General features: G+C 46.9%; 24 protein-coding genes. 20 read left to right on the top strand and 4 right to left on the bottom strand.

What is annotated here, in order from left to right:
- Positions 1-22 precede the first annotated feature (22 nt).
- Positions 23-1,918 carry a DUF2207 domain-containing protein gene (locus KI350_RS14425; protein ID WP_212930504.1) on the top strand — a complete coding sequence of 632 codons (1,896 nt, stop codon included), beginning with the start codon at positions 23-25 and terminating at the stop codon, positions 1,916-1,918.
- A gap of 44 nt (positions 1,919-1,962) precedes the next feature.
- On the opposite strand, the gene KI350_RS14430 is transcribed toward KI350_RS14425, so the two are convergent.
- Positions 1,963-2,451 (bottom strand): DUF4188 domain-containing protein, encoded by a 489-nt coding sequence (locus KI350_RS14430; RefSeq protein ID WP_023857802.1) that lies wholly within the window; start codon positions 2,449-2,451, stop codon positions 1,963-1,965.
- Complete coding sequence (locus tag KI350_RS14435; RefSeq protein ID WP_026580493.1) at positions 2,444-3,007, bottom strand: PadR family transcriptional regulator; 564 nt, start codon at positions 3,005-3,007, stop codon at positions 2,444-2,446. The genes KI350_RS14430 and KI350_RS14435 overlap by 8 nt, the downstream gene beginning before the upstream one ends.
- 315 nt (positions 3,008-3,322) lie before the next feature.
- Between KI350_RS14435 and KI350_RS14440 the strand changes: the two genes are divergently transcribed.
- The 10 genes from KI350_RS14440 to KI350_RS14485 all read left to right on the top strand — a co-directional run bounded on the left by KI350_RS14440 (position 3,323) and on the right by KI350_RS14485 (position 11,472).
- On the top strand, positions 3,323-3,925 hold the full coding sequence (locus KI350_RS14440; RefSeq protein WP_020450063.1) for a TerD family protein: 603 nt from the start codon (positions 3,323-3,325) through the stop codon (positions 3,923-3,925).
- Positions 3,926-3,952: 27 nt separating this feature from the next.
- Positions 3,953-4,534, top strand: a complete 582-nt coding sequence (locus KI350_RS14445; RefSeq protein ID WP_020450064.1) for a TerD family protein — start codon at positions 3,953-3,955, stop codon at positions 4,532-4,534.
- A gap of 79 nt (positions 4,535-4,613) precedes the next feature.
- Entirely contained in the window at positions 4,614-5,192 is a 579-nt protein-coding gene (locus KI350_RS14450; RefSeq protein WP_020450065.1) for a TerD family protein, read from the top strand.
- Between the two features lie 65 nt (positions 5,193-5,257).
- Positions 5,258-6,031 carry a TerC family protein gene (locus KI350_RS14455; protein ID WP_020450066.1) on the top strand — a complete coding sequence of 258 codons (774 nt, stop codon included), beginning with the start codon at positions 5,258-5,260 and terminating at the stop codon, positions 6,029-6,031.
- Between the two features lie 92 nt (positions 6,032-6,123).
- Complete coding sequence (locus tag KI350_RS14460; RefSeq protein ID WP_020450067.1) at positions 6,124-7,305, top strand: HpcH/HpaI aldolase/citrate lyase family protein; 1,182 nt, start codon at positions 6,124-6,126, stop codon at positions 7,303-7,305.
- 149 nt (positions 7,306-7,454) lie between these two features.
- A complete protein-coding gene (locus KI350_RS14465; RefSeq protein WP_003178729.1) occupies positions 7,455-7,676 on the top strand; it encodes a helix-turn-helix domain-containing protein in 222 nt (73 codons plus the stop codon).
- Between the two features lie 5 nt (positions 7,677-7,681).
- Complete coding sequence (locus tag KI350_RS14470) at positions 7,682-9,286, top strand: YceG family protein (RefSeq protein ID WP_035337292.1); 1,605 nt, start codon at positions 7,682-7,684, stop codon at positions 9,284-9,286.
- Between the two features lie 16 nt (positions 9,287-9,302).
- Positions 9,303-10,397, top strand: coding sequence for a toxic anion resistance protein (locus tag KI350_RS14475; protein WP_020450069.1), 1,095 nt, complete (start codon positions 9,303-9,305; stop codon positions 10,395-10,397).
- Between the two features lie 151 nt (positions 10,398-10,548).
- The gene (locus KI350_RS14480; RefSeq protein WP_023857805.1) at positions 10,549-11,250 is read left to right on the top strand and encodes a cytochrome c biogenesis CcdA family protein; all 702 of its coding nucleotides are present in this window, start codon (positions 10,549-10,551) and stop codon (positions 11,248-11,250) included.
- A gap of 21 nt (positions 11,251-11,271) precedes the next feature.
- On the top strand, positions 11,272-11,472 hold the full coding sequence (locus tag KI350_RS14485) for a hypothetical protein (protein ID WP_035337290.1): 201 nt from the start codon (positions 11,272-11,274) through the stop codon (positions 11,470-11,472).
- A gap of 88 nt (positions 11,473-11,560) precedes the next feature.
- Here KI350_RS14485 and KI350_RS14490 read toward each other — a convergent pair whose 3' ends face one another.
- Entirely contained in the window at positions 11,561-12,766 is a 1,206-nt protein-coding gene (locus tag KI350_RS14490) for a nitrate/nitrite transporter (protein WP_023857806.1), read from the bottom strand.
- A gap of 450 nt (positions 12,767-13,216) precedes the next feature.
- On the opposite strand from KI350_RS14490, the gene KI350_RS14495 reads away from it, so the two are divergent.
- From KI350_RS14495 to KI350_RS14505, 3 genes are all read left to right on the top strand, one after another.
- Positions 13,217-14,176, top strand: coding sequence for an L-lactate dehydrogenase (locus tag KI350_RS14495; protein ID WP_035337288.1), 960 nt, complete (start codon positions 13,217-13,219; stop codon positions 14,174-14,176).
- Between the two features lie 49 nt (positions 14,177-14,225).
- On the top strand, positions 14,226-15,848 hold the full coding sequence (locus KI350_RS14500; protein WP_059230773.1) for an L-lactate permease: 1,623 nt from the start codon (positions 14,226-14,228) through the stop codon (positions 15,846-15,848).
- Positions 15,849-15,957: 109 nt separating this feature from the next.
- A complete protein-coding gene (locus KI350_RS14505; protein WP_023855684.1) occupies positions 15,958-16,596 on the top strand; it encodes a LysE family translocator in 639 nt (212 codons plus the stop codon).
- Here KI350_RS14505 and KI350_RS14510 read toward each other — a convergent pair whose 3' ends face one another.
- Positions 16,597-17,931: an amino acid permease gene (locus tag KI350_RS14510; protein ID WP_035337285.1), complete on the bottom strand. Its 1,335-nt coding sequence runs from the start codon at positions 17,929-17,931 to the stop codon at positions 16,597-16,599.
- A 176-nt stretch (positions 17,932-18,107) separates the two neighbouring features.
- Between KI350_RS14510 and nadE the strand changes: the two genes are divergently transcribed.
- The 6 genes from nadE (at position 18,108) to putP (ending at position 25,043) form a co-directional block, all read left to right on the top strand.
- Positions 18,108-18,926, top strand: coding sequence for an ammonia-dependent NAD(+) synthetase (gene nadE / locus KI350_RS14515; protein WP_020450077.1), 819 nt, complete (start codon positions 18,108-18,110; stop codon positions 18,924-18,926).
- A gap of 121 nt (positions 18,927-19,047) precedes the next feature.
- Positions 19,048-19,575, top strand: a complete 528-nt coding sequence (locus tag KI350_RS14520) for a shikimate kinase (protein WP_212930505.1) — start codon at positions 19,048-19,050, stop codon at positions 19,573-19,575.
- Between the two features lie 262 nt (positions 19,576-19,837).
- The gene (locus tag KI350_RS14525; RefSeq protein WP_145608026.1) at positions 19,838-20,608 is read left to right on the top strand and encodes a nucleotidyltransferase domain-containing protein; all 771 of its coding nucleotides are present in this window, start codon (positions 19,838-19,840) and stop codon (positions 20,606-20,608) included.
- Between the two features lie 370 nt (positions 20,609-20,978).
- Entirely contained in the window at positions 20,979-21,890 is a 912-nt protein-coding gene (locus KI350_RS14530; RefSeq protein ID WP_171866290.1) for a proline dehydrogenase family protein, read from the top strand.
- A 23-nt stretch (positions 21,891-21,913) separates the two neighbouring features.
- Positions 21,914-23,464 carry an L-glutamate gamma-semialdehyde dehydrogenase gene (pruA, locus tag KI350_RS14535; RefSeq protein WP_023855681.1) on the top strand — a complete coding sequence of 517 codons (1,551 nt, stop codon included), beginning with the start codon at positions 21,914-21,916 and terminating at the stop codon, positions 23,462-23,464.
- 130 nt (positions 23,465-23,594) lie between these two features.
- The gene (gene putP, locus KI350_RS14540; protein ID WP_145608025.1) at positions 23,595-25,043 is read left to right on the top strand and encodes a sodium/proline symporter PutP; all 1,449 of its coding nucleotides are present in this window, start codon (positions 23,595-23,597) and stop codon (positions 25,041-25,043) included.
- Positions 25,044-25,096 lie beyond the last annotated feature (53 nt).

The following is a 25,096-nucleotide window of genomic DNA, read 5'->3' on the forward strand; positions in this document are numbered from 1 at the left end:
AAACGAAAGGATTTACTAAACGATGAAGCACTCCTTTTTCTTTTTTATGTTCATTGCCTTTTTTCTCGTCACAGGCTTTTCTGAAGCAGGCAAATCCTTTTCGATCGAGCGGGCTGATATACGCGCGACAGTAAAAGAAAACGGTAATTTAAGCGTAGAGGAAGTTTACACATACGATTTTAAAGGCTCTTTCGAAGGGGCGACAAGATCGTTCAGCGAAGAAACCGCGAGCCGCTTGAAGAATTTTAAAGCCTATCTGCTTCCCAATCATCAAAAAAAAGGCGATCAAGCCATCCCGTTGAAGACAAAGAAAGAAGACGGGACTTATTATGCTTATTCGGCATCAAAGGATGAAACAAAAAAAGTGATGTTTCGCTATGTGATCGAAGATGCCGCCCAAAAGTTTGAAGACACGTCGATTTTGATTCATTCATTTTACCAAAAGGCAAATACGGATTTCGGCCGGGTAAAGATTGAAGTGCATCTGCCTGATTCGGTAAAGGCACGTGATATTCATGCGTTTTTGCGTGAAAAAGGAAACGGAAAGATTACGAAGGTGAACGATTCATCAGTCATCTACGAGACAGGACTCTATCGCGCAGGCACGGGCTCGGAACTGAGGATATATTTTCCGCAGAGCGCCTTGAAAGAGGCGGTCCGGCACCCTTCTTATCAGACAAAGGATGAGCTGCTGAAGGAGGAGAAAGACGAGGCGAAACGCTACGCCGATCGGGATGAACGGATTGCCGGCGCAGACAGGATGATTTGGATATTTTCGGGGATTGTCGGGTTCATGGTCATCATGGCTGTCATGCTTTCGTTTTTGAAGAAGAGACGCCGTGCCATGCTTTCGTTTGAAGAACTCGAGTCCTTAGATCCTGTACTTGTCGCTTTTCTTTACAAAAAAGGCCGTTTCACAGACCGTGATCTCCTGGCCGGCATGCTTTCGCTTTATCAGCGGGGATTGGTCACTATGCGGAAGGTACAGGCGGAAGAAAGGTTTCTTGACGATCCTGAGGCGCCTGATGACACATATCAATTCGAATTTTCCGGGAGCAAGGTGGATTTGCCAAAGCCTGATCAGCTCTTAATTGAAAAACTTTTTGAGCAAACGGGCAGCGATACCTATATGTTCAGGCTGGATTCCCTCAGCGGGCCGACTGAGGAGGAATGCAAGCATAAGGAACAGCTAGGCAAATATGAACGAAAGAGGATCATTCTTCAAAACGTGGTTCAAAAATGGACGGAAAGTGTCAGACAAGCGCCTGAATTCAAGGAGCTGTTTCAAGAAAACCGCTGGCTGAGAATGCTGTCGCTTTCACTGCTTTCGGTCCATACTGGACTCCTGCTCTTTATCCTGTATGCAGACGTGGTGCATCAGGCCGGATTCATGGCGGCTTGCGTCATATTTGGCTTTGCACTGTCGGCGGGCATTGTTCTTGCAAAATCAAAGCTGTATACGATTTTATTTTTGGCCGGCTTGTTTTTAGCATCTGTGTTTATCGACAGCATCCATACCATTTTGTATTACGGCATATGCGTCGGGCTGTCTATCTTTTTGATTGCCTTCATTCCGGCCGTAAAAGAGAGCAGGTACGCTTCCATCTGCCGAAGATCGATTCTTTCTTGGAGAAACCATCTGAGAAAAGAAGATTTGTTTTCAGGGAGAAGCCTGTCTCAAAACGAAAAGACGATGATCTATGCAATTGTGCTTGAAGTTGAGGATGAATCTGCAGGATGGTTTAATCAATCAGCAAGCAGGCTTGATTACGCTTCCCCTGTCCTGGGTATGGCCGCAGCAGGCTGTTTGCATTATCCGTTTTACAGCTGGCAGCTGCCGTCTTCGCAGGAGCACGCCGGGGCATATGATGCGGGCGGTCCCGGAGCGGGCGGAGGCGACGGGGCAGGAGCTTTTTAAGCAGAAAAGGGGCCTATCGGGTAACCGATAAGGCTCCTTTCTGCTTATTTCCCCGCTATATCTGATCCCCGCATTCGCTGCTCAGCGGTTTTGATTCTGCTGGTGACAGGTTGATGTCCGTACGCTTTTGCCAAGCCGAACAACGGCATGTTATGGTAAAAAGCCTCATAGCGCCCTTTTGGAACTGTATACGTTTCATGATAGATGCCAACGGCTCCTGATGCGGCAGTTTTCTGATAAAAACGGCGCCAAGCCGCCATATGTTTATCAGCCTTTGCATATGCTGTCAAATCTTCGAAAGAACGCCAATATTGAATGAGAAAAATCGTCCTGAAATTGATGGATGATTCCGTTGCCAGAAAGCCGAGGTCTTTGTTTTGATGAAGCTCTTTTATCATAGGGGCCATGGCGGTAAAAACCGGCCACCATTTATGAACAGCATGCCACTTGTTTATTCTCATCCCGATCACAAATACAACGACTTCATCTTCAGGGGCGGCAGTAAAAGGCTTGTTGATGATCGTTTTACCCATTGGTCCCTTCCTTTCCATTCAGCCGGTTGATTGTGGCTTCACACCATTCAATTCCGGCCGAGGTGGTGCGTTTTCCATAATCCAAAGTGAAAAGCCAGTACTCTCTGTCCTTTGAATGGGAGCTGCATGAAAGAATTGACTGCTCGATTGCTTGATATGCCTCAAGCCGTTCTTCAAGCTTTCGTTGGTACTCCTTGACTTTCAAAGCGGTTTTCTCCCGCTCTTCTTCCTTGCTGAAAAACAGCTTCAGCAAAAATTCGTTTTTTTCTGAGGCGATGCCATTGATCGGTTCTTCGAGCCAGCTATGCAGCGCTTTTTGACCTTCATCGGTAATCAGGTACTCTTTTCTGTCCGGCTTTTTGTCCGAGAGCGTCGGAGATGCAGCGACCCAGCCTGCTTCTGTTAATTGGCGCAGCGCGGGATAAATTTGGCCGTAGCTGATTTTCCAAAAATGATTCAAACTTTGGTCGATCATTCGTTTCATTTCGTAACCCGTCCGGTAGCCGGCCGTAATCAATCCAAGGAGAGCGTAAGTCGTGTGATTTCTTTTTGTCATACATACCGCCTTCTGTATCTTTTTGATATATATCTTTTAGATATACTATACCAAACACGATGACTTCGTGCAATCGCTACTATTGTCGTCTCTCTTTTGGCCAGGATGAAAAGATGATAAAAAAATATTGAAAAACCGCGAAACTTTCCCCTGAATCTTTCCGTATATATAGTTAAGCAGGTTAAATAATGATTCATTGGTCTTGTAGTTGTGAAGATATGAATCACGCTGGCGTGATAATTGGATCTATCAAACTCTTATTCTCATCCAGCACTGTGATCTTGAAAGTCATGATTCAACGGAGGAGTGAACAGTTTGGCTATTTCTTTAGAGAAAGGTCAGCGGATTGATTTAACAAAAGGGAAAGCGGGGCTTTCGAAGATTTTGGTCGGTCTCGGCTGGGACCCGGTAGCATCCGGAAGCGGCGGTTTTTTTGGAAAGCTGTTTGGAGGAGGAGCCCCGAATATTGACTGTGACGCATCCGTGCTGATGCTGGAAAACGGAAGAGTCACAGAGAACAAGAACGTCATTTATTTCGGAAACTTGAAGAGCAGATGCGGCAGCATCGAACATACCGGAGATAATCTGACAGGGGAAGGCAGCGGAGATGATGAACAAATCATCGTAGATTTGCAAAAAGTTCCTTCGCATATTCATAAGCTTGTCTTTGTCGTGAATATATACGATTGCGTGAAACGAAGCCAGCATTTCGGAATGATTGAAAATGCCTTCATACGCATCGTCAATATGAACGATCGCGTGGAGATGGTCAAATACAATCTGCGGGACGATTATTCTGGACGGACAAGCCTGATCGCGGGCGAGATTTACCGTGACGGCGCCGAGTGGAAATTCACCGCTGTCGGAGAAGGCACAAACGATACGAGCATTACGGAAATCGTCAAACGCTACGCCTGACATTCATAAAAGAAATGGGGAGATAACATGGCAATTTCATTAGCGAAAGGACAAAAGATCGATTTAACAAAAACAAATCCCGGATTGTCGAAAGTCGTCGTGGGCCTTGGCTGGGACGTCAATCAATATGACGGCGGCGCTGATTTTGACCTGGATGCGAGCGTGTTTCTGCTCAATGCAGAAGGCAAATGCGCTTCTGAAAAGGACTTTATTTTCTATAATCAGACCGAAGGCGCAGGCGGAGCTGTCATACATACAGGCGATAATCGAACAGGTGAAGGCGAAGGAGACGATGAGCAGGTAAAAATCAATTTGAATGCAGTGCCTGCCGACATTCAAAAGATTTCTTTTGTGATTACGATTCATGAAGCGGAAGCGCGCCGCCAAAACTTTGGACAGGTGTCAAATGCTTATGTTCGCGTGATCAATGAAGACTCGAATGAAGAGTTAATCCGCTATGATCTGGGTGAAGATTTCTCGATTGAAACAGCGCTGATCACGGGAGAGCTGTACCGTCACGGAGAAGAATGGAAATTCTCAGCGATCGGCTCAGGCTATCAAGGCGGACTGGCGAGGATCGCCACCGATTTCGGCCTGCAGGTCGGCTGATTTTGACGATCCGGACAGCAGTCGCCGCCCTGGCGTCCGTTTGTCCGGTCCCTGACATTTCTTAAAGGAGGTCCTATCGATGGCGATTCAATTATCTAAAGGGCAAAGGATCGATTTAACGAAAACGAACCCCGGTTTGACGAAAGCGCTGATCGGTTTAGGCTGGGATACAAACAAATATACTGGCGGCGCCGATTTTGATTTGGATGCGTCGGCTTTTCTTGTCGATCAGAACGATCGTTGCATCAATGAACGCGACTTCGTCTTTTACAACAACCTCGAGCATCCGAGCGGCGCCGTGATTCATACGGGTGACAACCGGACAGGAGAAGGTGAAGGCGATGACGAGCAAATCATCGTCGATTTCTCAAAAATACCCGACCATGTTGAAAAGATCGGCATCACGGTGACGATTCACGAGGCGGAAAGCCGCAGCCAAAACTTTGGACAAGTCTCAAATGCGTTTGTCCGGCTCGTTGATGAATCAACAAATGAGGAGCTGCTTCGCTTTGACTTGGGAGAGGATTTTTCGATTGAGACAGCGGTGGTTGTTTGCGAATTGTACCGTCATGGAGCCGATTGGAAATTCAATGCGATCGGCAGCGGATTTTCCGGCGGATTGGCATCGCTTTGCCGCAACTACGGCCTGCAAGTCTAGTTTTGCCGGCTGAATCACGTTTGCGTGGTTCAGTCTTGCTTTTTCATCATTAGGAGGTAACCAAAGTGGATTTATTTCATCATATTATGTCAGTTTACGCCTCATTTTTCGATTGGGAAATGTGGGTGGAAGTATTAACGGACCCCGTTTCCTGGGGGCTGATCGGCTCGCTGGTCGTGCTGGAAGGGCTTTTATCGGCGGATAACGCTCTCGTTCTCGCCGTCATGGTAAAGCACCTACCGGAAAAACAGCGCAAAAAAGCGTTGACGTACGGTTTAATCGGAGCCTACTTCTTTAGGTTTCTATTCATTGGACTTGGTATGATCCTGATTAAATTCTGGTGGATCAAACTGCTCGGAGCCGCATATCTGGCATGGCTCGTCATCAAGCACTTCTTCATCGGTGAGGGCGATGATGAATCAAACGCCATCAAAAAAGACAGCTGGATGGTACGCGTTTTCGGGGTCTTCTGGGCGACTGTCATTTCGGTAGAACTCATGGATCTCGCATTTTCGGTGGACAGCATCCTGGCGGCATTTGCCGTATCTGAAAAGGTATGGGTGCTTCTGATCGGCGGCATGCTCGGCATCTTAATGATGAGAACCGTTGCGAAATTCTTCCTGACGCTGATTGACAAAGTGCCTGAACTTGAAGCAACGGCCTTTGTTTTAATCGGGATCATCGCACTGAAAATGGCTGCGAGTGTATGGCATATTGAAATGCCGCACAGCGTCTTCTTTATCATTCTGATTATCGCTTTTGCCGTGACATTCATCATTCACTATATGAACAAGCAAAAAGCTGTGAAAGAGCAAACGGCGGCGTCAAAGGAAGAATAACAAACTGCAAAACATAAAGGGGGGAGTATATCTGCTCCGCCCTTTTTTACATCAAAGGGGTGTATGATTCTTATTCAAAGAAGGTGACCCATATGCAATACTTTGATTTTTTATCCGCCTCTCAAAAAGAAGATGTCTTTTTCAAACTGCCGGGTTCGGTTACTAAAGACTCTCCGAAGCACATTCTGGAGCATGCGCTTGGAGCTGCGCTTTATGTTCCGGGGAACCGAAAAGATATAGCAGATGTCATGATCAATAACAAGTATCCTGAGCTGTGCTCGGTCGTTTTTTGCCTTGAAGATTCGATCGGCGATTGTGAGGTTCTCCAGGCTGAAAACAATCTTGTCAGTCAGGCCGACATGATTTACCAGGCGCAAAAACTGCAGAACATCAGCGGCGATGTGCTGCCGCTGATGTTTATCCGGGTGCGGGAACCTGAGCAAATGCTCGAATTGGGCAACAAGCTCGGCCGCGCGCTTCACTTGTTTACCGGATTCGTATTTCCGAAGTTTTCGATGCTGAATGCGGAGCACTATCTTGATACTTTAACGAAATTGTCGCAAGAATCCGGCATTGTGCTGTACGGAATGCCGATCTTTGAGACACCCGACCTGCTGGCAATGGAAACGAGGGCAAAGGCGTTACAGGAATTAAAATCAACGCTGGGCTTTTATCAAGATATCGTTCTGAATATTAGGATCGGCGCGACTGATTTGTGCGGTCTGTATGGGATAAGAAGAAAACCGGAAACGCCGATTTATGACGTTTTGGTCATCTCTGATTTCATCAAAGATATCGTCAATTATTTCGGCTTGCAATTTGTGATTTCGGGGCCTGTCTGGGAGTACTTTGAAGATGCTTCGCGAACAGTTCAGACTTTTGGGCCGAATTGGGCTGATGCGGGGGAATCTTCGCTTGTGATCAATCGGTATATAGACGGATTGATCAATGAAACGCTTCTTGATCTGGCCAACGGCATTCACGGCAAGAGCGTGATTCATCCGTCACAAATAAAAGCGGTCCAAAGCCTGCACGTTATCTCAATGGAAGATTATCTGGATGCCCTGAGCATCGTCGAAAGTGCCGACGGCACCCGAGGCGTTGTGAAAAGCTCTTTTTCAAATAAAATGATCGAAATCAAGCCGTACCTCAGCTGGGCCAAAAAAATATTATTAAAGGCTGAAATCTACGGTGTATATCATGAAAACCGCAGCTATACAGACATACTTAGAGCGTCCAAACCGCTTTCAAATCTTGGATCGTTCGGAAGTTAGGCCGGGCCGGGTGTTGAGAAATGGGCAAAGCGCCTTTGCTGTATAAATGCCGCACCATCACTCCGGTCTCAAAAATAAGAGCCGCAGACGGCATCATATATTGTGAATATTCTCAGGAGAAAACAAATGAATGTTTAGGATGAACAGCCATGATGAAAATAGTCGATCTCACGAGCAGCGAGATTCTCAGTTCCCAGCAGGCTTGTGAAGAGTGGGGGATTGATTCGTCTACGCTCCGAAAGAGAGCGCATGATTTTCCTGCAGGAACAATCCGAAAGTTCGGGACAACCTATGCCGTAACAAGAGCGGGCATGTGTGCCGTATTTGGACGGAAAAGTGACACTGACTCAGAAGAAAGGGGAGACGGCTGAGCGCTATGAATCAAGAGATTAATATTCAAAACGCCCTGGTCAATGATGATGAATGGAAGCAGATCATCAAGAAGCCGCTGCCGGAGAGAACCCCGTATGAAAAAAACGGACATCTGATGATAAGCCGTCTGGCGGGACGGATTCTCGGAACGCCGCACGATGAAACGGATTACTACATATATCTCCATGAGCTGTATGAGTCCGGTGATGTGCATGTGTTAAGCGAGACGCTTGATAAGACCATTTCTCCGGAAAGGTTTCAGGCCATACAGCGCATCCATATGGTCAATCAGAAAGAAAAAGGGCTTTCCGTCAATCGGTTTGCCGCTTTTCTCGACGGGGAGCAGCTCATTCCTAAGCACCCTGACGCCGCGATGCACCGCCATTTAAGGAAGGCGCTTATCGAAGTGCTGCAGATGTTTCAGTCCTTTCATGAAAAAGGATTGAACGATCCGGAGTTTCGCCGGGTCCTCCTCGACCTTGTCAAATGGATGGGCAATCATTTGGAGAAGTGGCTGAAAGAAGCCGACTGCGAAAATGCGATGCCGAAAGTGGTTTGGTATGGGGACACCACAAAGAGCCAACGGTATTTTTTATACTATTTGATGCTTGTCGGATGTGATGTGCTGCTGTTTCATCCGGAGGGAAAAGACGAATTTCGCCAGCTTGATCCTGAGCAAAAGCTTTCTTTTGTTTTCACATACCCGGGCACGTCTGCATTAGAGCCGTTCCCGACTGAAAAGCCTCAGCGAAAATCAACGGTGGCGTACCGTTCCGCGAAGGAGCTGGATACTGTTCTGCACAATGAGGATTCGCTCATGTACAAACCTTGGCAGTTCAGGGAGCATACCCCGGTCTCCGTGACTTTGAAGACCACGTATGATGAACTGTTTTTAATTGCGAAGGAACGCGCCTTTATCAGACCCGATTTTCAAGCGTCTCAATCAACGGTCAACATTCCGAACTTATTCGCGATGGTCATGGGCGTCTCCGGCAATGAAAAAGAATACTGGGACCGTCTGCAGACGCTGACGGAGTATAAGGAGTCGCATACGATCCGACGCTTCCCGTTTACAAAGGAAGAGACGTCCAATTATCAATTCCATTACAGCCATGCGCTTGATCAAACGGGGACGATCGATCCGGGCCGATTAATGGAGAGCAATATATGGCGCTACAAGCATTTGCCTGAGGGAGTGCAGCGCGGCATTGCCCAAGCGGTTTCCAGGCTGTGCAAAAGCCCGAAGATGCTGGCCTTGAACAATGAAAAATCAGCCGATGTGCAGCTGTATTTGTTCACCCAGGCGGTACAGCTTCCGGCAGCGCTTTTGAATATGATTCAGACATTTGACTATTCACAGACAGTGCCGAAGCTGATCTTGTACCACACTGAACAGACGGGAACACTCACCCGTTCAGACGCGGCCGCCTTGCTTTTGTTAAATGAAATCGGCATCGATATCATCATCTATAATCCGCCGGGCTATAAGTGTATTGACCGCTATATCGATGGACAGCATTTCGATATCCATTGGCTTGATGACATGTCCTTCAACCAGGAGTTTAAAGAGCCGTCAATCGTCCGGAAGTTCATCAATAAAATCTTTTAAGGAGGGAGCCACTCTGATGGCAAATCCAAATGAAACAAGCATCGTCAATATCAGCAAAGAGGAAGAGATCACGATTGAAAAAGCGGAAGACATCCGTGCCAAACTCCGCCGGGAGCCCGATGTGCAAGCTCTGACACGGCAAATTGACGTGAAAAACCAAGTGGAGCTTTTAGAATTCGGAAAAGAGCCCGCTCTTGAAATATCCAAGTTCTCAGACCGTATTCTCTCTATGATGAGAACAAACAGTGTGACAGATTCAGGTGCGATGTTGACGCAGCTCGGAAAAATCATGGACCGCTTTGACAAGAATGACTTTGAAGAACAGAAAGGCCTGCTTTCCAAGTTATTTAAGCGCGGCAACAGCATGATCGAGAAAATATTTAAAAAATATCAAACGCTCGGCGGTGAAATCGAAAAAATCAACGTCGAAATTTCGAAATATAAAGATGAAATGACAAAATCGACCGTGACGCTTGATGAAATGTATGAAAGCAACCTCAATTACTATGTGGAGTTGGAGAAATACGTCGTAGCCGGCCAGATGAAAATAGAAGAATTGCAGCAGCTCATCCCTGAATATGAAGCGAAAGCGGCCAGCGGTAACCAAATGGCACAGATGGAGCTTGATACGCTTCGAAATGGCATTCAAGCGCTGGAAGAACGGGTGTATGATCTCGATATGGCGCGGATGGTTGCGATTCAAACCGCGCCGCAAATCCGCCTGCTTCAGCGCGGAAACACAAAGCTGATCGGAAAAATCAACTCGGCATTCATCATTACGATTCCGATTTTCAAAAACGGCATCATCCAGGCCGTGACCGCCAAGCGCCAAAAGCTTGTCGCCGATTCAATGAGCGAACTCGACCGCCGCACCAACGAAATGCTGAAGCGAAACGCGGAAAATATTTCGAGCCAGTCCGTTGAAATCGCGAGAATGTCCGGAAGGCCGAGCATCGATATTGAAACGATCGAACAGTCTTGGAATACGATTGTCAAAGGCATGCAGGAGACGAAGCAGATTGAAGATGAGAACAAACGCCTGCGCGAAGAAGGGGCCAAACGCATATTGGAACTTCAGGACAATATGAAAAAAGCCGCTTTAAACGGTTAAAAAGGATAGTGAAGAAGCCGTCCGCCGGATGATCTGGCGACGGCTTCAAATATACAAAAAATCACCGCCATGATAGGCGGTTTTTTATGTTATGCTAGAGAAAGAGAATCGCATGGTAAAAAATATATAAACATGAAGGGGATGGAAGTATATGGCCGCTTTATGGCTGGCATTCGGCGGCGGTTTCCTGTCGTTTATTTCTCCGTGCTGCCTGCCTTTGTATCCATCATTTATTTCCTACATCACCGGGATTTCGGTCAGCGATTTGAAAGACCGAGATGCAAAGCGCATCAAACAATCGGTGATGATTCACGCGGCTGCTTTTTTGGTCGGCTTTTCTGTAATTTTTTACATATTGGGTTTCTCCGCCAGCTCGTTTGGCCTGCTGTTTTTGCAATACCATAACTTGATCCGCATGCTGGGTGGAATATTTGTCGTCGTCATGGGCCTGTTCCTCCTCGGCGTTTTCCGGCCGGCTTTCATGATGAAGGAGCGGCGCCTTTCGTTTAGAAGAGGGAAAATAGGCTTGTTGAATTCAATGCTTGTCGGAATGGTTTTTGCAGCGGGCTGGACGCCGTGCATCGGGCCTATATTCGGAACGATCGCATATGCAAATTTTCAGAACCCTGATTTTGGGAGCGCATTCATGGTGATCACCGCATATTCTCTAGGTTTTGCCATTCCTTTTTTGCTCATGGCGTTTTTTATCGGAAACATCAGGCCGCTTATGAAATATTCGAATATGCTCATGAAAATCGGCGGCGCGCTGATGATCGTCATCGGCATCCTGCTTTATACGGACAACATGATATGGATGAATATCTGGTATTCGAATTTGACGAATCTCTTTTGAAAAGCTTATGTGAGTAAGATTGTGAAAAACAGCAAAATCGCGGAGGATATCAAGTGCTTGTTTGATCACTCATTTAAGGGACATGAGGATTTAGCCAATCGATTTTGGAAGGTTCGCAAATCTGAAGAGCCAAACGGGCTTTATCCGCTCTACAGCGGGATGCTGGAATTCGCGAAAAAAGTGCTTGAATCTTCATTTCAACAATCGGGAGGATCAGGGTGATATACGCTGCTTCTATTCACACGAGCATCCAATCGTCACGGTCCTGGCAGGAATAGAAAACCGCTCGAAAAGAATCGAGCGGCTCCCTTTATATTCGAATTGATTTCTCCTCGGTTTTCCACTGTTTTTTCCATCCGGCCTGAGCAAGCAAAAGCAGTCCGAGTGCCAAAAATGCGATAACGGTAAAGGTGAGGAATCCGCTTGAATACGTACCCGTGATTTGCTTCAGCGTTCCGAGAATATTCGGGAGGAAGAATCCGCCGATTCCCCCCGCAGCGCCCACGACTCCCGTCACCATCCCGATCTCTTGCTGAAATCGCTGCGGTACAAGCTGGAATATCGCGCCGTTCCCCATCCCGAGGCAGCCCATGCCGATAAATAATGCGGCTGTGACAACGCCAAGAGACGGGAGCATACTGACTGAGAACATGCACAGAGCCACCCCGATAAAGAGGAATTGCAGCAGACGCACGCCGCCGATTTTATCGGCAATCAACCCGCCGACAGGGCGGAGGCAGCTTCCCGATGCAACGACGAGCGTGACAAATTCGCCGGCCCTTACCGCCGGAACGGCATACTGGGATGCAAAAAAGTAGCTTAAAAAGTTGGACAAGCCGACAAAACCTCCGAATGTTACGCTGTAGAGAAGGCAAAAATACCAAGTGTCCCTTTCTTTGAAAACAGCAAAATAGTCTTTGAGCGGTTTAGGCGCCGGCTGATTCGGAGGTTCTTTTGCCATAAGGAAATAGCTGAATAACACGAGTATCAGAGGAATCAGCGCCAATCCCATGACGCCGTTCCAGCCCACTTGCTCCGCCAGGCGAGGGCCGAATAGTGTAGCGAGCAGTGTTCCGCTGTTTCCCGCTCCGGCGATCCCCATGGCAAGGCCTTGCAAGTGCGGCGGATACCAGCGGCTCGCCATTGGCAGGGATGCGGAAAAGCTTGCGCCTGCCACACCGAGTAAAATTCCGATGATATACAGCTCGGCGACCGATGAACCGAACTGCCACCCCCATATCAGCGGAATCATCGTCACCAGCATTCCGCCAATAGCCGTTTTTTTCGGTCCGAAACGGTCGGTTAAAATGCCGAGCACAATCCGGAAAAACGATCCGGCCAAAGTAGGTATGGCGACAATCAATCCGACCTGTGATGGAGATAAATCAAAATCAGCCGTAATATAAACACCAAGCGCCCCCAGCAACACCCAAATCATAAAGCTGACATCGAAATATAAAAAAGATGACAACAAGGAAGGCGCGTGTCCGCTCTTCCTCAAATCCGCCAATTTCAATTGCAACACTCCCCATCCGATAGATTCTAGAATTTATCATGACAAAATAGAATAGGGTTGGCAGTATTTTTGTCAGCTTTACTAACAAACTAAAAGATTGAATATTTAAAATGTTAATTTGGACGGCATTATACCCGGCGATGATTGAATGTTGCTGAAGATTTGAGGTGTTATGACTGTTGAAAAGGGGAAACTTAGATTGGAATGGGCCTGATGCACTTGCAGATAAAGCAGTCTTTTGCAGCACGTTTACCAATTTTTCTTTAGCTGTAAGGCATATTTTTACCAAAAAATGTACAAATTTAAGGAAGAAGTATGTAGAGACACAAAATAGACATAAATAAAAATGTATATCACTTGAAAAAGTATGTGAAGTATTGCACAATATGAATGTGAAGAGTTTCACAAACAGCTTAGATTTTAAAACAAACGGCAAAGGAATGATGAGTCATGAGAAACCAAAAAGTCAACCGTACAGTTTTGATCGGTGCGGGTTTTGTTGGAAGCAGTTATGCATTTACGTTAATTAACCAAGGTATCACAGACGAACTTGTGATCATTGATTTAAATAAAGACAAAGCAATGGGCGATGTCATGGATTTAAACCACGGTAAAGCATTTGCCCCACATCCTGTGAAAACATGGTACGGCACATATGAGGACTGCAAAGACGCCGACATTGTCTGCGTATGCGCCGGAGCAAACCAAAAGCCGGGGGAAACCCGTCTGGATCTTGTCGAAAAAAACCTGAGAATTTTCAAAGGAATTATCGGAGAAGTCATGGCCAGCGGTTTTGACGGCATCTTCCTTGTCGCTACAAACCCGGTCGACATCTTGACTTACGCGACTTGGAAATTCAGCGGACTTCCGAAAGAACGCGTGATCGGAAGCGGTACAACACTTGATACAGCCCGTTTCCGTTACTTGCTCAGCGAGTATTTCGGTGTCGCTGCCCACAATGCGCACGGCTACATCATTGGTGAACATGGAGATACGGAGCTGCCTGTCTGGAGCCACGCGAATATTGGCGGAGTTCCCGTCAGCGACTTGCTGAAAAGAAATGAGAAATACAAAGCAGAAGATCTTGATGAACTGTTTGACAATGTCAAAAACGCCGCTTACCACATTATCGAGAAAAAAGGTGCGACATACTACGGAGTTGCCATGAGCCTCGCGCGTATCACGAAAGCGATTTACCGCAATGAAGAAGCGATTTTAACCGTGAGCGCACATCTTGAAGGCGAATTTGGGGAAAATGATGTTTATATCGGAGTTCCGGCGGTTGTCGGCCGATGCGGAGCGAGGGAAATTATTGAGCTCGACCTGAATGAAAAGGAAAAACAGCAATTCAAGTATAGCGCAGGTGTGTTAAAAGCAATTTTAAAACCGCATTTTGAACTGCAGGCATAACTGAACATCATGAAGATACTAACACCATGAAGATTGCGAGATGATGAAAATGTGGCAGCAGATATACGATCCGTTTGGGAATCTGTTTATCAGCGCTTTTGCCGCCATTCTGCCGATTCTTTTCTTTCTCCTTGCATTGACCGTGCTGAAGATGAAAGGAATCATCGCGTCATTTTTGACGCTGGCGGTCAGCTTTATTGTAGCGGTTTTCTTTTTTCACATGCCGGCTGCGAAAGCTGTCTCAGCCGTTTTACTTGGAATTGTAAACGGTCTTTGGCCGATCGGATATATTGTCCTGATGGCTGTATGGCTTTACAAAATTTCTGTCAAAACCGGAAAGTTTAAAGTGATCAGAGCGAGCATTGCCGGGATTTCGTCTGACCAGCGGCTTCAGTTATTGCTGATCGGGTTCAGTTTTAACGCCTTTTTGGAAGGCGCGGCAGGCTTCGGCGTGCCGATTGCGATCAGCGCCGTTCTTCTTGTCGAGCTTGGTTTTAAACCTTTAAAAGCGGCATCTCTATGTTTAATTGCGAATGCGGCATCCGGCGCCTTTGGAGCGATCGGAATTCCGGTAATCACAGGAGCACAGATGGGAGGCTTGACACCGGTTGAGCTTTCCAGAACGCTCGCTTTGATGCTGCCGTTCATCACTTTCTTTGTCCCGTTCCTGCTCGTTTTCATACTGGACGGGTTTAAAGGAATAAGGGAAACGCTGCCGGCTCTCCTTGTATTAAGCGGAAGCTATACGGCGGTGCAGACTTTAACGATGATTGGATTGGGGCCGGAACTTGCGGACATTTTGGCCGCTTTAATCAGTATGGGAGCGCTGGCGCTGTTTTTGAAAAAGTGGCAGCCGCGCCACATATACAGAGAAACCGGGAATGAACATGAACCCGCTGAAAAATATCATGCAGCAGACATTATGAAAGCCTGGTCTCCGTTTTATATCTTGACCGCCGTCATTGCGGTGTGGAGCCTGCCCGGTTTTAAAGGACTTTTTCAGGAAGGCGGATGGCTGAAACAATCGACGATTTTATTCAACATGCCTTTTCTTCACCGGGAAGTGCTGAAAACGCCGCCAATCGCTCCGGAACCGGCACCGCTTGATGCCGTGATGAAGCTTGACTTCATTTCAGCGACGGGTACGGCGATACTGATCGCCGTGATCTTCACGATTGTGCTGAGCCGAAACATCAGTTTCCGCGGAGGACTTTCCAGCCTGAAAGAGACGGTCAAGGAACTGTGGCTTCCTGTTCTGACCATTTGCTTTGTGATGGGTTTTGCAAACCTGGCCAATTATGCCGGATTGAGTTCAACCATCGGACTGGCGCTTGCCAAAGCAGGGGATATTTTTCCGTTCGTCAGTCCCGTATTGGGCTGGATCGGCGTGTTTATCACAGGTTCAGTCGTCAGCAACAATGCATTATTCGGCCACCTGCAAGCTGTCACCGGAGCGCAAATCGGGACAAGCTCAGCGTTGCTGCTTGCCGCCAATACCGCGGGAGGCGTGATGGCCAAGCTGATCTCACCGCAGTCGATTGCGATTGCAACAGCCGCGGTCCAAGAGACAGGGCAGGAATCAAAGCTTTTCAGCCAAACCGTTAAATATAGCTTGATCCTGCTTTTCATCATTTGCATTTGGACATTTGCACTTTCAAAGCTTGGCATATAAAGAAGAGCCTTTTCCCGCAATGGGAAAAGGCTTTTTAATCTGTTTGTTCTATCATCTCCTCTTTTTGAATACATTGTACAAGTTATCCGCGGAAGGAGGACGAGATATGATAAACATCTTCCTGAGTTATGTGTTTTTGGGCTTGTCTTTGGCCGCACCTGTCGGCCCTGTGAATGCGGCGCAGATCGACAGGGGGATGAAAGGTGGCTTCTTTCATGCCTGGCTGTTTGGTCTTGGCGCTGTGACGGCGGATGTCTTATATATGGCTTTGATCTATTTTGGAGTCGCTCAATTTTTGACAGCGCCATTTTTAAAAACATTTTTATGGCTGTTTGGTTTTTTTGTTTTGACCTATACGGGGATCGAGAGCCTGGTCAAGGCGAAGGAAGTATCGCTGATGAGAGGTGCGGGAGAGAAAGGTTCATACCGCAAATCTTTCTTGTCTGGGCTGGTGATCTCCCTTTCAAACCCGCTGAGCATCATGTTCTGGCTCGGCATTTACGGAAGCATTTTGGCGAAAACGGTAGAGACGTACGAATCATACCAGCTGCTAATATGCAGTTCAGGCATTTTAATCGGACTTTTTTTGTGGGACTTGGCCATGTCTTTTCTTGCGGGGACATTCAGAACATTTTTAAGCCCGCGGATGATCCAAGCAACGACTTGGCTCGCGGGCATCAGTCTAATTGTTTTCGGATGTTACTTCGGCTATCAGGGGATGCTCGAACTGCTGAAGGCGGGAGGCTGATTATGTCTGCCCGTTTTTCTGTTCCTGATGGGCCCACCTTTTTTTCATCAGCATTGTCACAACAGCAATAACGGCAAGAAACAGAAGGCTCACAAAAAAGCCGGGTCTACTGTTTTTTTCAAATAACGTACCTGAAACGGCAAATAAAATCAGGACAAGCGCTGTGATAATCTGGACATTCCCTTTCATTTTTGGCTTTGTGAGCTTTTTGCTGGAAAGCAGGATAAACATCCAGTTATAGAGCAGCATTAAGCTGGCGGCCGTTGTCATATGTTCATAAAGCTGCTTCGGCAAAAGCAGTGACAGAACGATGGAAGCAGCGAGAACGAGCACCGTCAGGCCGAGTGCCGGCCACGATACTTTCGCCTTTTCTTTTTTCGCAAAGCAGGCCGGTGCATCTCCATTTTTCGCCATTGTTCCCATCAGTGTGGTGACAGCGAACAGGGAAGCAGTCAGCGTTGAAAAACCGGCGATAATGAAAATGCCATTGAAAATATCCATGATCAAATCGAGATGAAAGTCTTTTAATGACGTAATAAACGGGCTGTTCTGTTCGGTAAATGCCCCGTGGGGGACTAGGAGCATGGCCAGCCCGATCGATGCGACGTAAATCACAGCAAGGGTTATGAGCATCAGGCTCCCTGATTTTGATGAATCTTTCGGGTCTTTTAAGTGAATCGCCATCAGACCCATGACTTCTATTCCTCCATAGGCGTAAAATGTGTAAATCAACCCCGTCCATAATCCCATAAAGCCGAAAGGGAACAACTCGTGAACCCGGTCAGGGAACTGCGCGTCAGGCGTTTTTCCTGGTAACAGCCCGCACAATGCCAAGACAGCGATGATGATAAACATTAAAATGGCCGCCGTTTTCAACACGGCCAGTATGTTTTCCGTTTTTTCAAAACTGCTGCGCCCTGTGAAAATGACGATCAGCCCGAGAACCGCATAAATGGAGGCGAACACCCACAGCGGAACCTGGTTAAACCAATGGCGTGTAAACAGGGAGATCGCCGTCAACTGACTCCCGATAATCAGCATTTCCGATGACCAGTAGACCCAGCCATTGCTAAACCCCGCCCAATTGCCGAAGGCCTCCCTGGCATAAGAACAAAAAGACCCTTCAACAGGATGATCCGCCGTTAATTTCGCCAGCTGCTGAAAGACGAGAAAAGTGCCAAGGGCAGCAAGAAGAAAGGCGGCTAATACGGAAAAGCCGCTTTTCTTAATCGCGATGCTTGAACCGAGAAAAAACCCCGTTCCAATTGTGCAGCCGACTCCGATCATGGAGAGCTGCCACCATTTTAAATCTCCTTTTTTCGCTTGTCGTTTCATCGTTTCAACCCCTCTAAATCTTCTTGTTATTTTGCCAGGGGGCGCCTTTTTTATTCACGAAGAAAAGAGGGAGGAAAGGCTCTCTGCGCACCTCAATATTCACTTTGAAATAAAACATATGCTATAGTTAAAGACATAATCATTACGGTTCATTCAGTCAAAAGGAGGAATGACGGATGACTTTACAAGAAAAAATCATGCAGGAACTGAATGTAAAGCCTTCTATCGAACCGAAACAGGAAATTGAAAAAAGGGTCGGTTTTTTAAAAAGCTATTTGAAAAAAACGGGTGCCAAAGGTTTTGTTTTAGGCATCAGCGGAGGACAGGACTCCACATTGGCGGGCAGGCTTGCCCAGCTGGCTGTTGAAGAATTGAGAGAAGAAGGCGTTCAGGCGGAATTTATTGCGGTCCGCTTGCCTTACGGCGTTCAGCAGGATGAAGATGACGCCCAGCTGGCACTCAAATTTATCCAGCCGGACAAGTCTTTTGCTTTTGACATTGCTTCAACTGTAGGCTCTTTTGCTGATCAATATCAGTCAGTCACGGGAGAGGCGCTTGCCGATTTTCACAAAGGCAATGTAAAAGCAAGAGTCCGGATGATTGCCCAATATGCGATCGGGGGTCAAAATCAGCTGCTGGTGATCGGAACAGACCATGCTGCAGAAGCTGTTACCGGATTCTTCACAAAATACGGAGACGGAGGGGCAGACCTTTTGCCGCTAACAGGATTGACAAAGCGCCAGGGCAGAAGCCTGCTGGAAGAACTGGGAGCGCCGGAGCGGCTTTATACGAAGTCTCCGACCGCCGATTTGCTTGATGAAAAACCTCAGCAATCCGATGAAACAGAGCTCGGCCTGACGTATGATAACATCGACGACTACCTTGAAGGAAAAGCCGTCTCCAGCGAGGTGGCCGAGGCGATCGAAAAACGCTATAAGGCATCCGAGCACAAACGCCAAGTCCCTGCTTCAATGTTTGACGACTGGTGGAAATAGCAAAAAAGAGGCTGACTTCAGCCTCTTTTTTTATTAACAGGCACCCTATATCATTCAAGCTGGATTTGCCATATAATTAAGATATTTGATTCCTTTATGCAAGGAGGAGTAGAAGCTGGAAATGAATGCCGCAATGAGAGATAAGAATATCGTGCTGATCGGGTTTATGGGCGTCGGGAAAACAACCATCGGTCAGCTTCTGTCAAAGAAATTAGACCGCGACTTTATCGATATCGACCAGCAGATTGAAAATGACTTTCAAATGACTATTCCGGAGATGTTTAAACAAAAAGGGGAAGCGTTTTTCAGACAGACTGAAAAAGACTATATTTTTCAGATGTGCGAACATACAATGGGCAGCATCGTATCTTTAGGGGGAGGCGCTTTCCAACAGGAGGACATCAGAAAGAAGTGTCTCGAACACTGCTTTGTCATCTTTCTTGATTTAACATGGGAGAGTTGGAAGCAGCGGATAGATCTCTTGATTGAGAACAGGCCGGTTCTTCATAACCGCTCAATCGAAGAAATGAAACAGCTGTTTAATGAGAGAAAGAGCATGTATGCATTCCACAACTTGAAAGTCGAAACAGATCACCGGTCTGCCGAGGAAACGGCCGACTACATTGTGGAGATGCTGGGGCTTAGCTGATCTTAAACAAACGTTTAATTAAGCTGTTTCTATCGCTGTGTCAATATATTGAGCCAATGATTTGTCTGATCATTGGCTCTTTCGGTCTTGTTTGACCGTTTGACGTCCCGCCGCCATAAAAACGGGCAGGCCAAAGAATACACGGCAGCCACTTCTCTGGATAAGATCTTTTCTGGCTCTGCGACCGCAAAAAAGTCGCTTAATGCCTGAGCAGACACTATAATGTAAATAATAGAAACGATAAACTGGCGGTGCACTTATTATGAAACAGCGAATTCAAGAAGAACTGAAAAACATTGAAGCGACATACGGTGTTAAAATCCTCTATGCGGTTGAATCGGGCAGCAGAGCCTGGGGCTTTCCCTCACAGGACAGTGATTACGATGTCAGATTTATTTATGTCCATCAAAAAGATTGGTATCTGTCAATTGATGCAAAGAGCGATGTGATTGAACTGCCGATTGACGATTCTCTCGATATCAGCGGTTGGGAGCTGACAAAAGCGTTAAGACTGTTTAGGAAATCAAACCCTCCGCTTCTCGAATGGCTTTCCTCGGGAACGGTTTATTATGAAGCCTATTCGCTGGCGGAAAACATGAGGCGGCTGAAAAGCCGCGCCTTTTCTCCAGTCTCCTGCATGTACCATTATCTCAATATGGCATCAGGGAATTTCCGCCACTATCTGCAGCGGGAAGAAGTGAAAATCAAAAAATATTTTTATGTGCTCCGCCCAATTCTGGCTTGTCAGTGGATTGAAAGCCGCCGGACGGTTCCTCCGATTGAATTTCAGGTTTTGCTTGACGAACTTACGGAAGATGGACCGCTGAAAACGGAAATCCAACAGCTGCTTGAGAGGAAAAAGAAAGGGGAGGAGTTCAATCTTGAACCTCAAAACCCTATCCTCCACGCATTTATTGATCGTGAATTGGAGCGGCTTCAGACGGTTGCCAAAGCATATAAAACAGATCATGAAGATCTGACGCAGGAGCTTGACCGGCTGTTTAGAGAAACGCTAGACGAGGTGTGGGCATAACATAGTATTCCCTTTAAGTATTCTTAAAGGGTTTTTTCTTTGCATTCATAGGGAAATGGTTGAGTATAACAGAAAGCGTTTTCAAATAAAGCGGCGCGGAACGGCAGAAAGGGCATTCGCAAAAACGGGTTCGCCGAAAACGCATCCTGTTCTTTACCGAAGTTTCTTCCTGATTCTATTGTCGTATACCAACCAAGTTTTAGGAAGAAAGTTTCTGAAAAAATCCCAGCAGATGTAAAACATTGTGGAAAAACCACAAAAATCGTCAGCTTTTTTGTTTTTTCGAAATATTGTGAATCGACCCTTTGCTCTTATAAAATTAAGAATATAAAGAAATATTTCATGAGATGGCGGGGTGTGAGTAATGGAAGTGATAACAAGAGACTTTTTCCTATTCTTATCTAAAAGCAGCATCCTGAATCGCCTGGCGAGAAATTGGGGGAGTTCCGTCGCGACCGGAAAAATTATCGGAGGAAAAGATTTTGAAGCTTCAATTCCGATTATTAAGGGGCTGAACGAACAAGGATTGACTGTCACAGTTGATCATTTGGGCGAATTTGTAGACAGCAGGGAAGTCGCAAGGGAACGCACGCAGGAATGCATTCGGGCCATTCAGCTGATTGCTCAGGAACAGCTTAATTCACATGTTTCATTAAAGATGACGTCACTGGGGCTCGATATTGACCTTGACCTTGTCAGGGATAATATGACCAGCATTCTGGAATGTGCCGAACAGCACAAAGTGATGGTCACAATCGATATGGAAGATGAAGTACGCTGCCAAAAGACGCTTGACCTCTTTAAGGAGTTCAGGCAGAAATACGAGTATGTCAGCACGGTCCTGCAGGCTTACTTGTACCGGACCGAACAGGATTTGGAGGAGCTTAATCCGTATAATCCGTTTTTCCGTCTTGTGAAGGGAGCTTATAAAGAATCGCCACAAGTGGCGTTTCCTGACAAAAAAGATGTGGATGAGAATTACAAAAAGCTCATTAAAAAGCAGCTGCTGAGCGGCCATTACACAGCCATCGCAACTCATGACGACAAGATGATTGATTACACTAAAGAAATTGCGAAAGAGCATCAAATCGGCAAAGACCGCTTCGAATTTCAAATGCTGTACGGGATGCGCAGCAAAACTCAGGTGGAACTGGTGAAGGAAGGCTACAATATGCGTGTGTATCTTCCTTACGGAGACGACTGGTACGGATACTTTATGAGACGGCTTGCCGAACGGCCTGCCAACATCGCTTTTGCGTTTAAAGGCATGACGAAGAAATAAAACGATAAAAAGGGGAGATTAGCATGACAACACCTTACAAACACGAACCATTTACAAATTTCGGGATCGAAGAAAACCGGAAGGCATTCGAAAAAGCTCTGGAAACGGTAAATAACGAATGGCTGGGTCAGTCCTATCCTCTTGTTATCGATGGAGAAAGGTATGAAACGGAAGACAAGATTGTATCGATCAATCCTGCAAACAAAGAAGAAGTTGTAGGCACGGTATCCAAGGCTACTCAGGATCATGCGGAAAAGGCCATTCAGGCGGCTGCGAAAGCGTTTGAAACTTGGAGATACACAGATCCTGAAGAAAGAGCGGCTGTTTTATTCCGCGCGGCTGCCAATGTGCGCCGCAAAAAGCATGAGTTTTCTGCGCTTCTAGTCAAAGAAGCAGGTAAACCTTGGAATGAAGCGGATGCGGATACGGCAGAAGCGATCGATTTTATGGAATACTATGCGCGGCAAATGATTGAGCTTGCGAAAGGAAAGCCGGTTAACAGCCGTGAAGGCGAACGAAATCAATATGTGTACACACCGACTGGTGTAACGGTTGTTATTCCGCCTTGGAACTTCCTCTTCGCGATCATGGCCGGAACGACGGTTGCGCCGATCGTGACAGGAAACACGGTTGTTCTGAAGCCTGCAAGCGCAGCGCCTGTCATTGCTGCCAAGTTCGTTGAAGTGCTTGAAGAAAGCGGACTTCCAAAAGGAGTAGTTAACTTCGTCCCTGGAAGCGGAGCTGAAGTCGGGGATTACCTGGTGGATCATCCGAAAACAAGCATCATTACGTTTACAGGTTCAAGGGAAGTCGGAACGCGCATTTTTGAGCGCGCAGCGAAGGTTCAGCCTGGTCAGACACACTTAAAACAAGTGATTGCTGAAATGGGCGGAAAAGATACGGTCGTCGTTGATGAGGATTGTGACATTGAATTGGCTGCACAATCAATTTTCACATCTGCCTTCGGCTTTGCAGGCCAAAAATGTTCAGCAGGTTCACGGGCTGTCGTGCATGAAAAGGTATATGACGAAGTATTGAAGCGCGTAATCGAAATTACGGAGTCCAAGAAAGTCGGAGAGCCTGACAGCGCGGACGTTTATATGGGACCTGTCATCGACCAGGCATCGTATAATAAAATCATGGACTATATCGAAATCGGAAAAGAAGAAGGCCGCTTAGTCAGCGGAGGAAAAGGCGATGATTCAAAAGGCTACTTCATCGATCCGACGATCTTTGCCGATCTGGATCCGAAAGCCCGGTTAATGCAGGAAGAAATTTTCGGACCTGTTGTTGCTTTCTCAAAAGTCAGCAGCTTTGATGAGGCGCTGGAAGTTGCCAACAACACCGAATACGGCCTGACAGGCGCGGTCATTACTAAAAACCGCGACCATATCAACAGAGCAAAACAAGAATTCCATGTCGGAAATCTGTATTTCAACCGCAACTGTACAGGGGCGATCGTCGGCTACCATCCGTTTGGCGGTTTCAAAATGTCGGGAACTGATTCTAAAGCGGGCGGCCCTGATTATCTTGCGCTTCACATGCAGGCGAAAACGATCAGTGAAACGTTTTAAGGTGTAAGAAAAGGGGTTAAACAGGGGGACGAAGGCAGCCTTTCATAGGCTGCCTTCAAAAAAAGAGAAATTAGTCTAAAAATTTAGATAAACGGCAACTTGGGGGGAGATTCTTATTCAGAACGTACAATTGATCATTTCCATCGTGATTTACATGGTAGGGATGCTTTATATTGGGTATTACGCTTACAAACGGACAGCAAACCTCTCAGACTATATGCTTGGCGGACGGACGCTCGGGCCTGCTGTCACGGCGCTCAGCGCCGGCGCATCAGACATGAGCGGCTGGCTTTTGATGGGGCTGCCGGGCGCCATGTTTGCAACAGGCCTGAGCGGTTCATGGATTGTCATCGGCCTTGTACTCGGTGCATGGGCGAACTGGATTTTTGTGGCGCCGCGCTTGAGGTCATACACCGAGGTAGCAGGCAATTCGATCACCATCCCTGCATTTTTAGAAAACCGCTTTCATGACAAATCAAAGATCCTGCGAATATTTTCCGGAGTCGTCATTATTACCTTTTTTACGTTTTATGTATCATCAGGAATGGTTTCCGGGGGCGTTTTATTTAACAGCATGTTTCATTTGGAATATCATACAGGGCTGTGGATCATTTCGGGTGTCGTCGTGGCCTACACGCTTTTCGGCGGGTTTTTGGCCGTCAGCTGGACGGACTTTGTCCAGGGTATCATTATGGTTGTCGCGTTAGTTCTTGTTCCGGTTGTTACGTTCATTCAGACGGGGGGACCGATAGAAGCCTTCAGCGAAATCCAGTCGATCGATCCTAACCTCCTCAATATTTTTAAAGGAACGAGTGTCCTCGGCATCATCTCCTTGTTTGCATGGGGCCTCGGCTACTTTGGACAGCCTCACATTATCGTGCGCTTTATGGCGATATCCTCTGTCAAGGAAACGAAGAAAGCGCGCCGGATCGGCATGGGTTGGATGATCTTTTCAAGTGCGGGCGCACTGCTGACCGGATTGCTCGGTATTGCGTATTACTCGAAGAACGGGCTTCACTTGGATGATCCGGAAACGATCTTCATTCAATTGGGGAACATTCTGTTTCACCCTCTGATCACAGGCTTTTTAATCTCGGCGATTTTAGCAGCGGTTATGAGTACAATTTCCTCCCAGCTGCTAGTTACATCAAGTTCTCTAACTGAAGATTTATACAAAACGCTATTTAAACGCTCTGCATCTGACAAAGAACTCGTCTTTTTCGGACGGCTGTCGGTTTTGGCGGTTTCCATTGTCGGACTCTGTCTCGCCTGGACAAAAAACAATACGATTCTCGGTCTTGTCAGCTATGCTTGGGCGGGTTTCGGCGCGTCGTTCGGCCCAGTGATCATCTTAAGTTTGTTTTGGAAGAGGATGACAAAATGGGGGGCGCTTGCCGGAATGGTTGCCGGAGCAGTTACCGTCATCATTTGGGCGGAAGCCGGACTTTCCGATGTTCTTTATGAAATGATTCCGGGCTTTGCCGCCAGCTTGCTGTTTGTGTTTGTCGTCAGTCTATTGACATCAAAACCGGAGCAGCAGGTGCTTGATGAATTCGAGCAATACAAACAAACACTGTAACGATGATGGAGATGGGAAACCATTCTCCGTCTCTCTTTTTATAGGCCTTCTCC

Origin of the sequence: Bacillus sp. J41TS8 (assembly GCF_018333035.1) — a bacterium.
Lineage (GTDB): Bacteria > Bacillota > Bacilli > Bacillales > Bacillaceae > Bacillus > Bacillus paralicheniformis.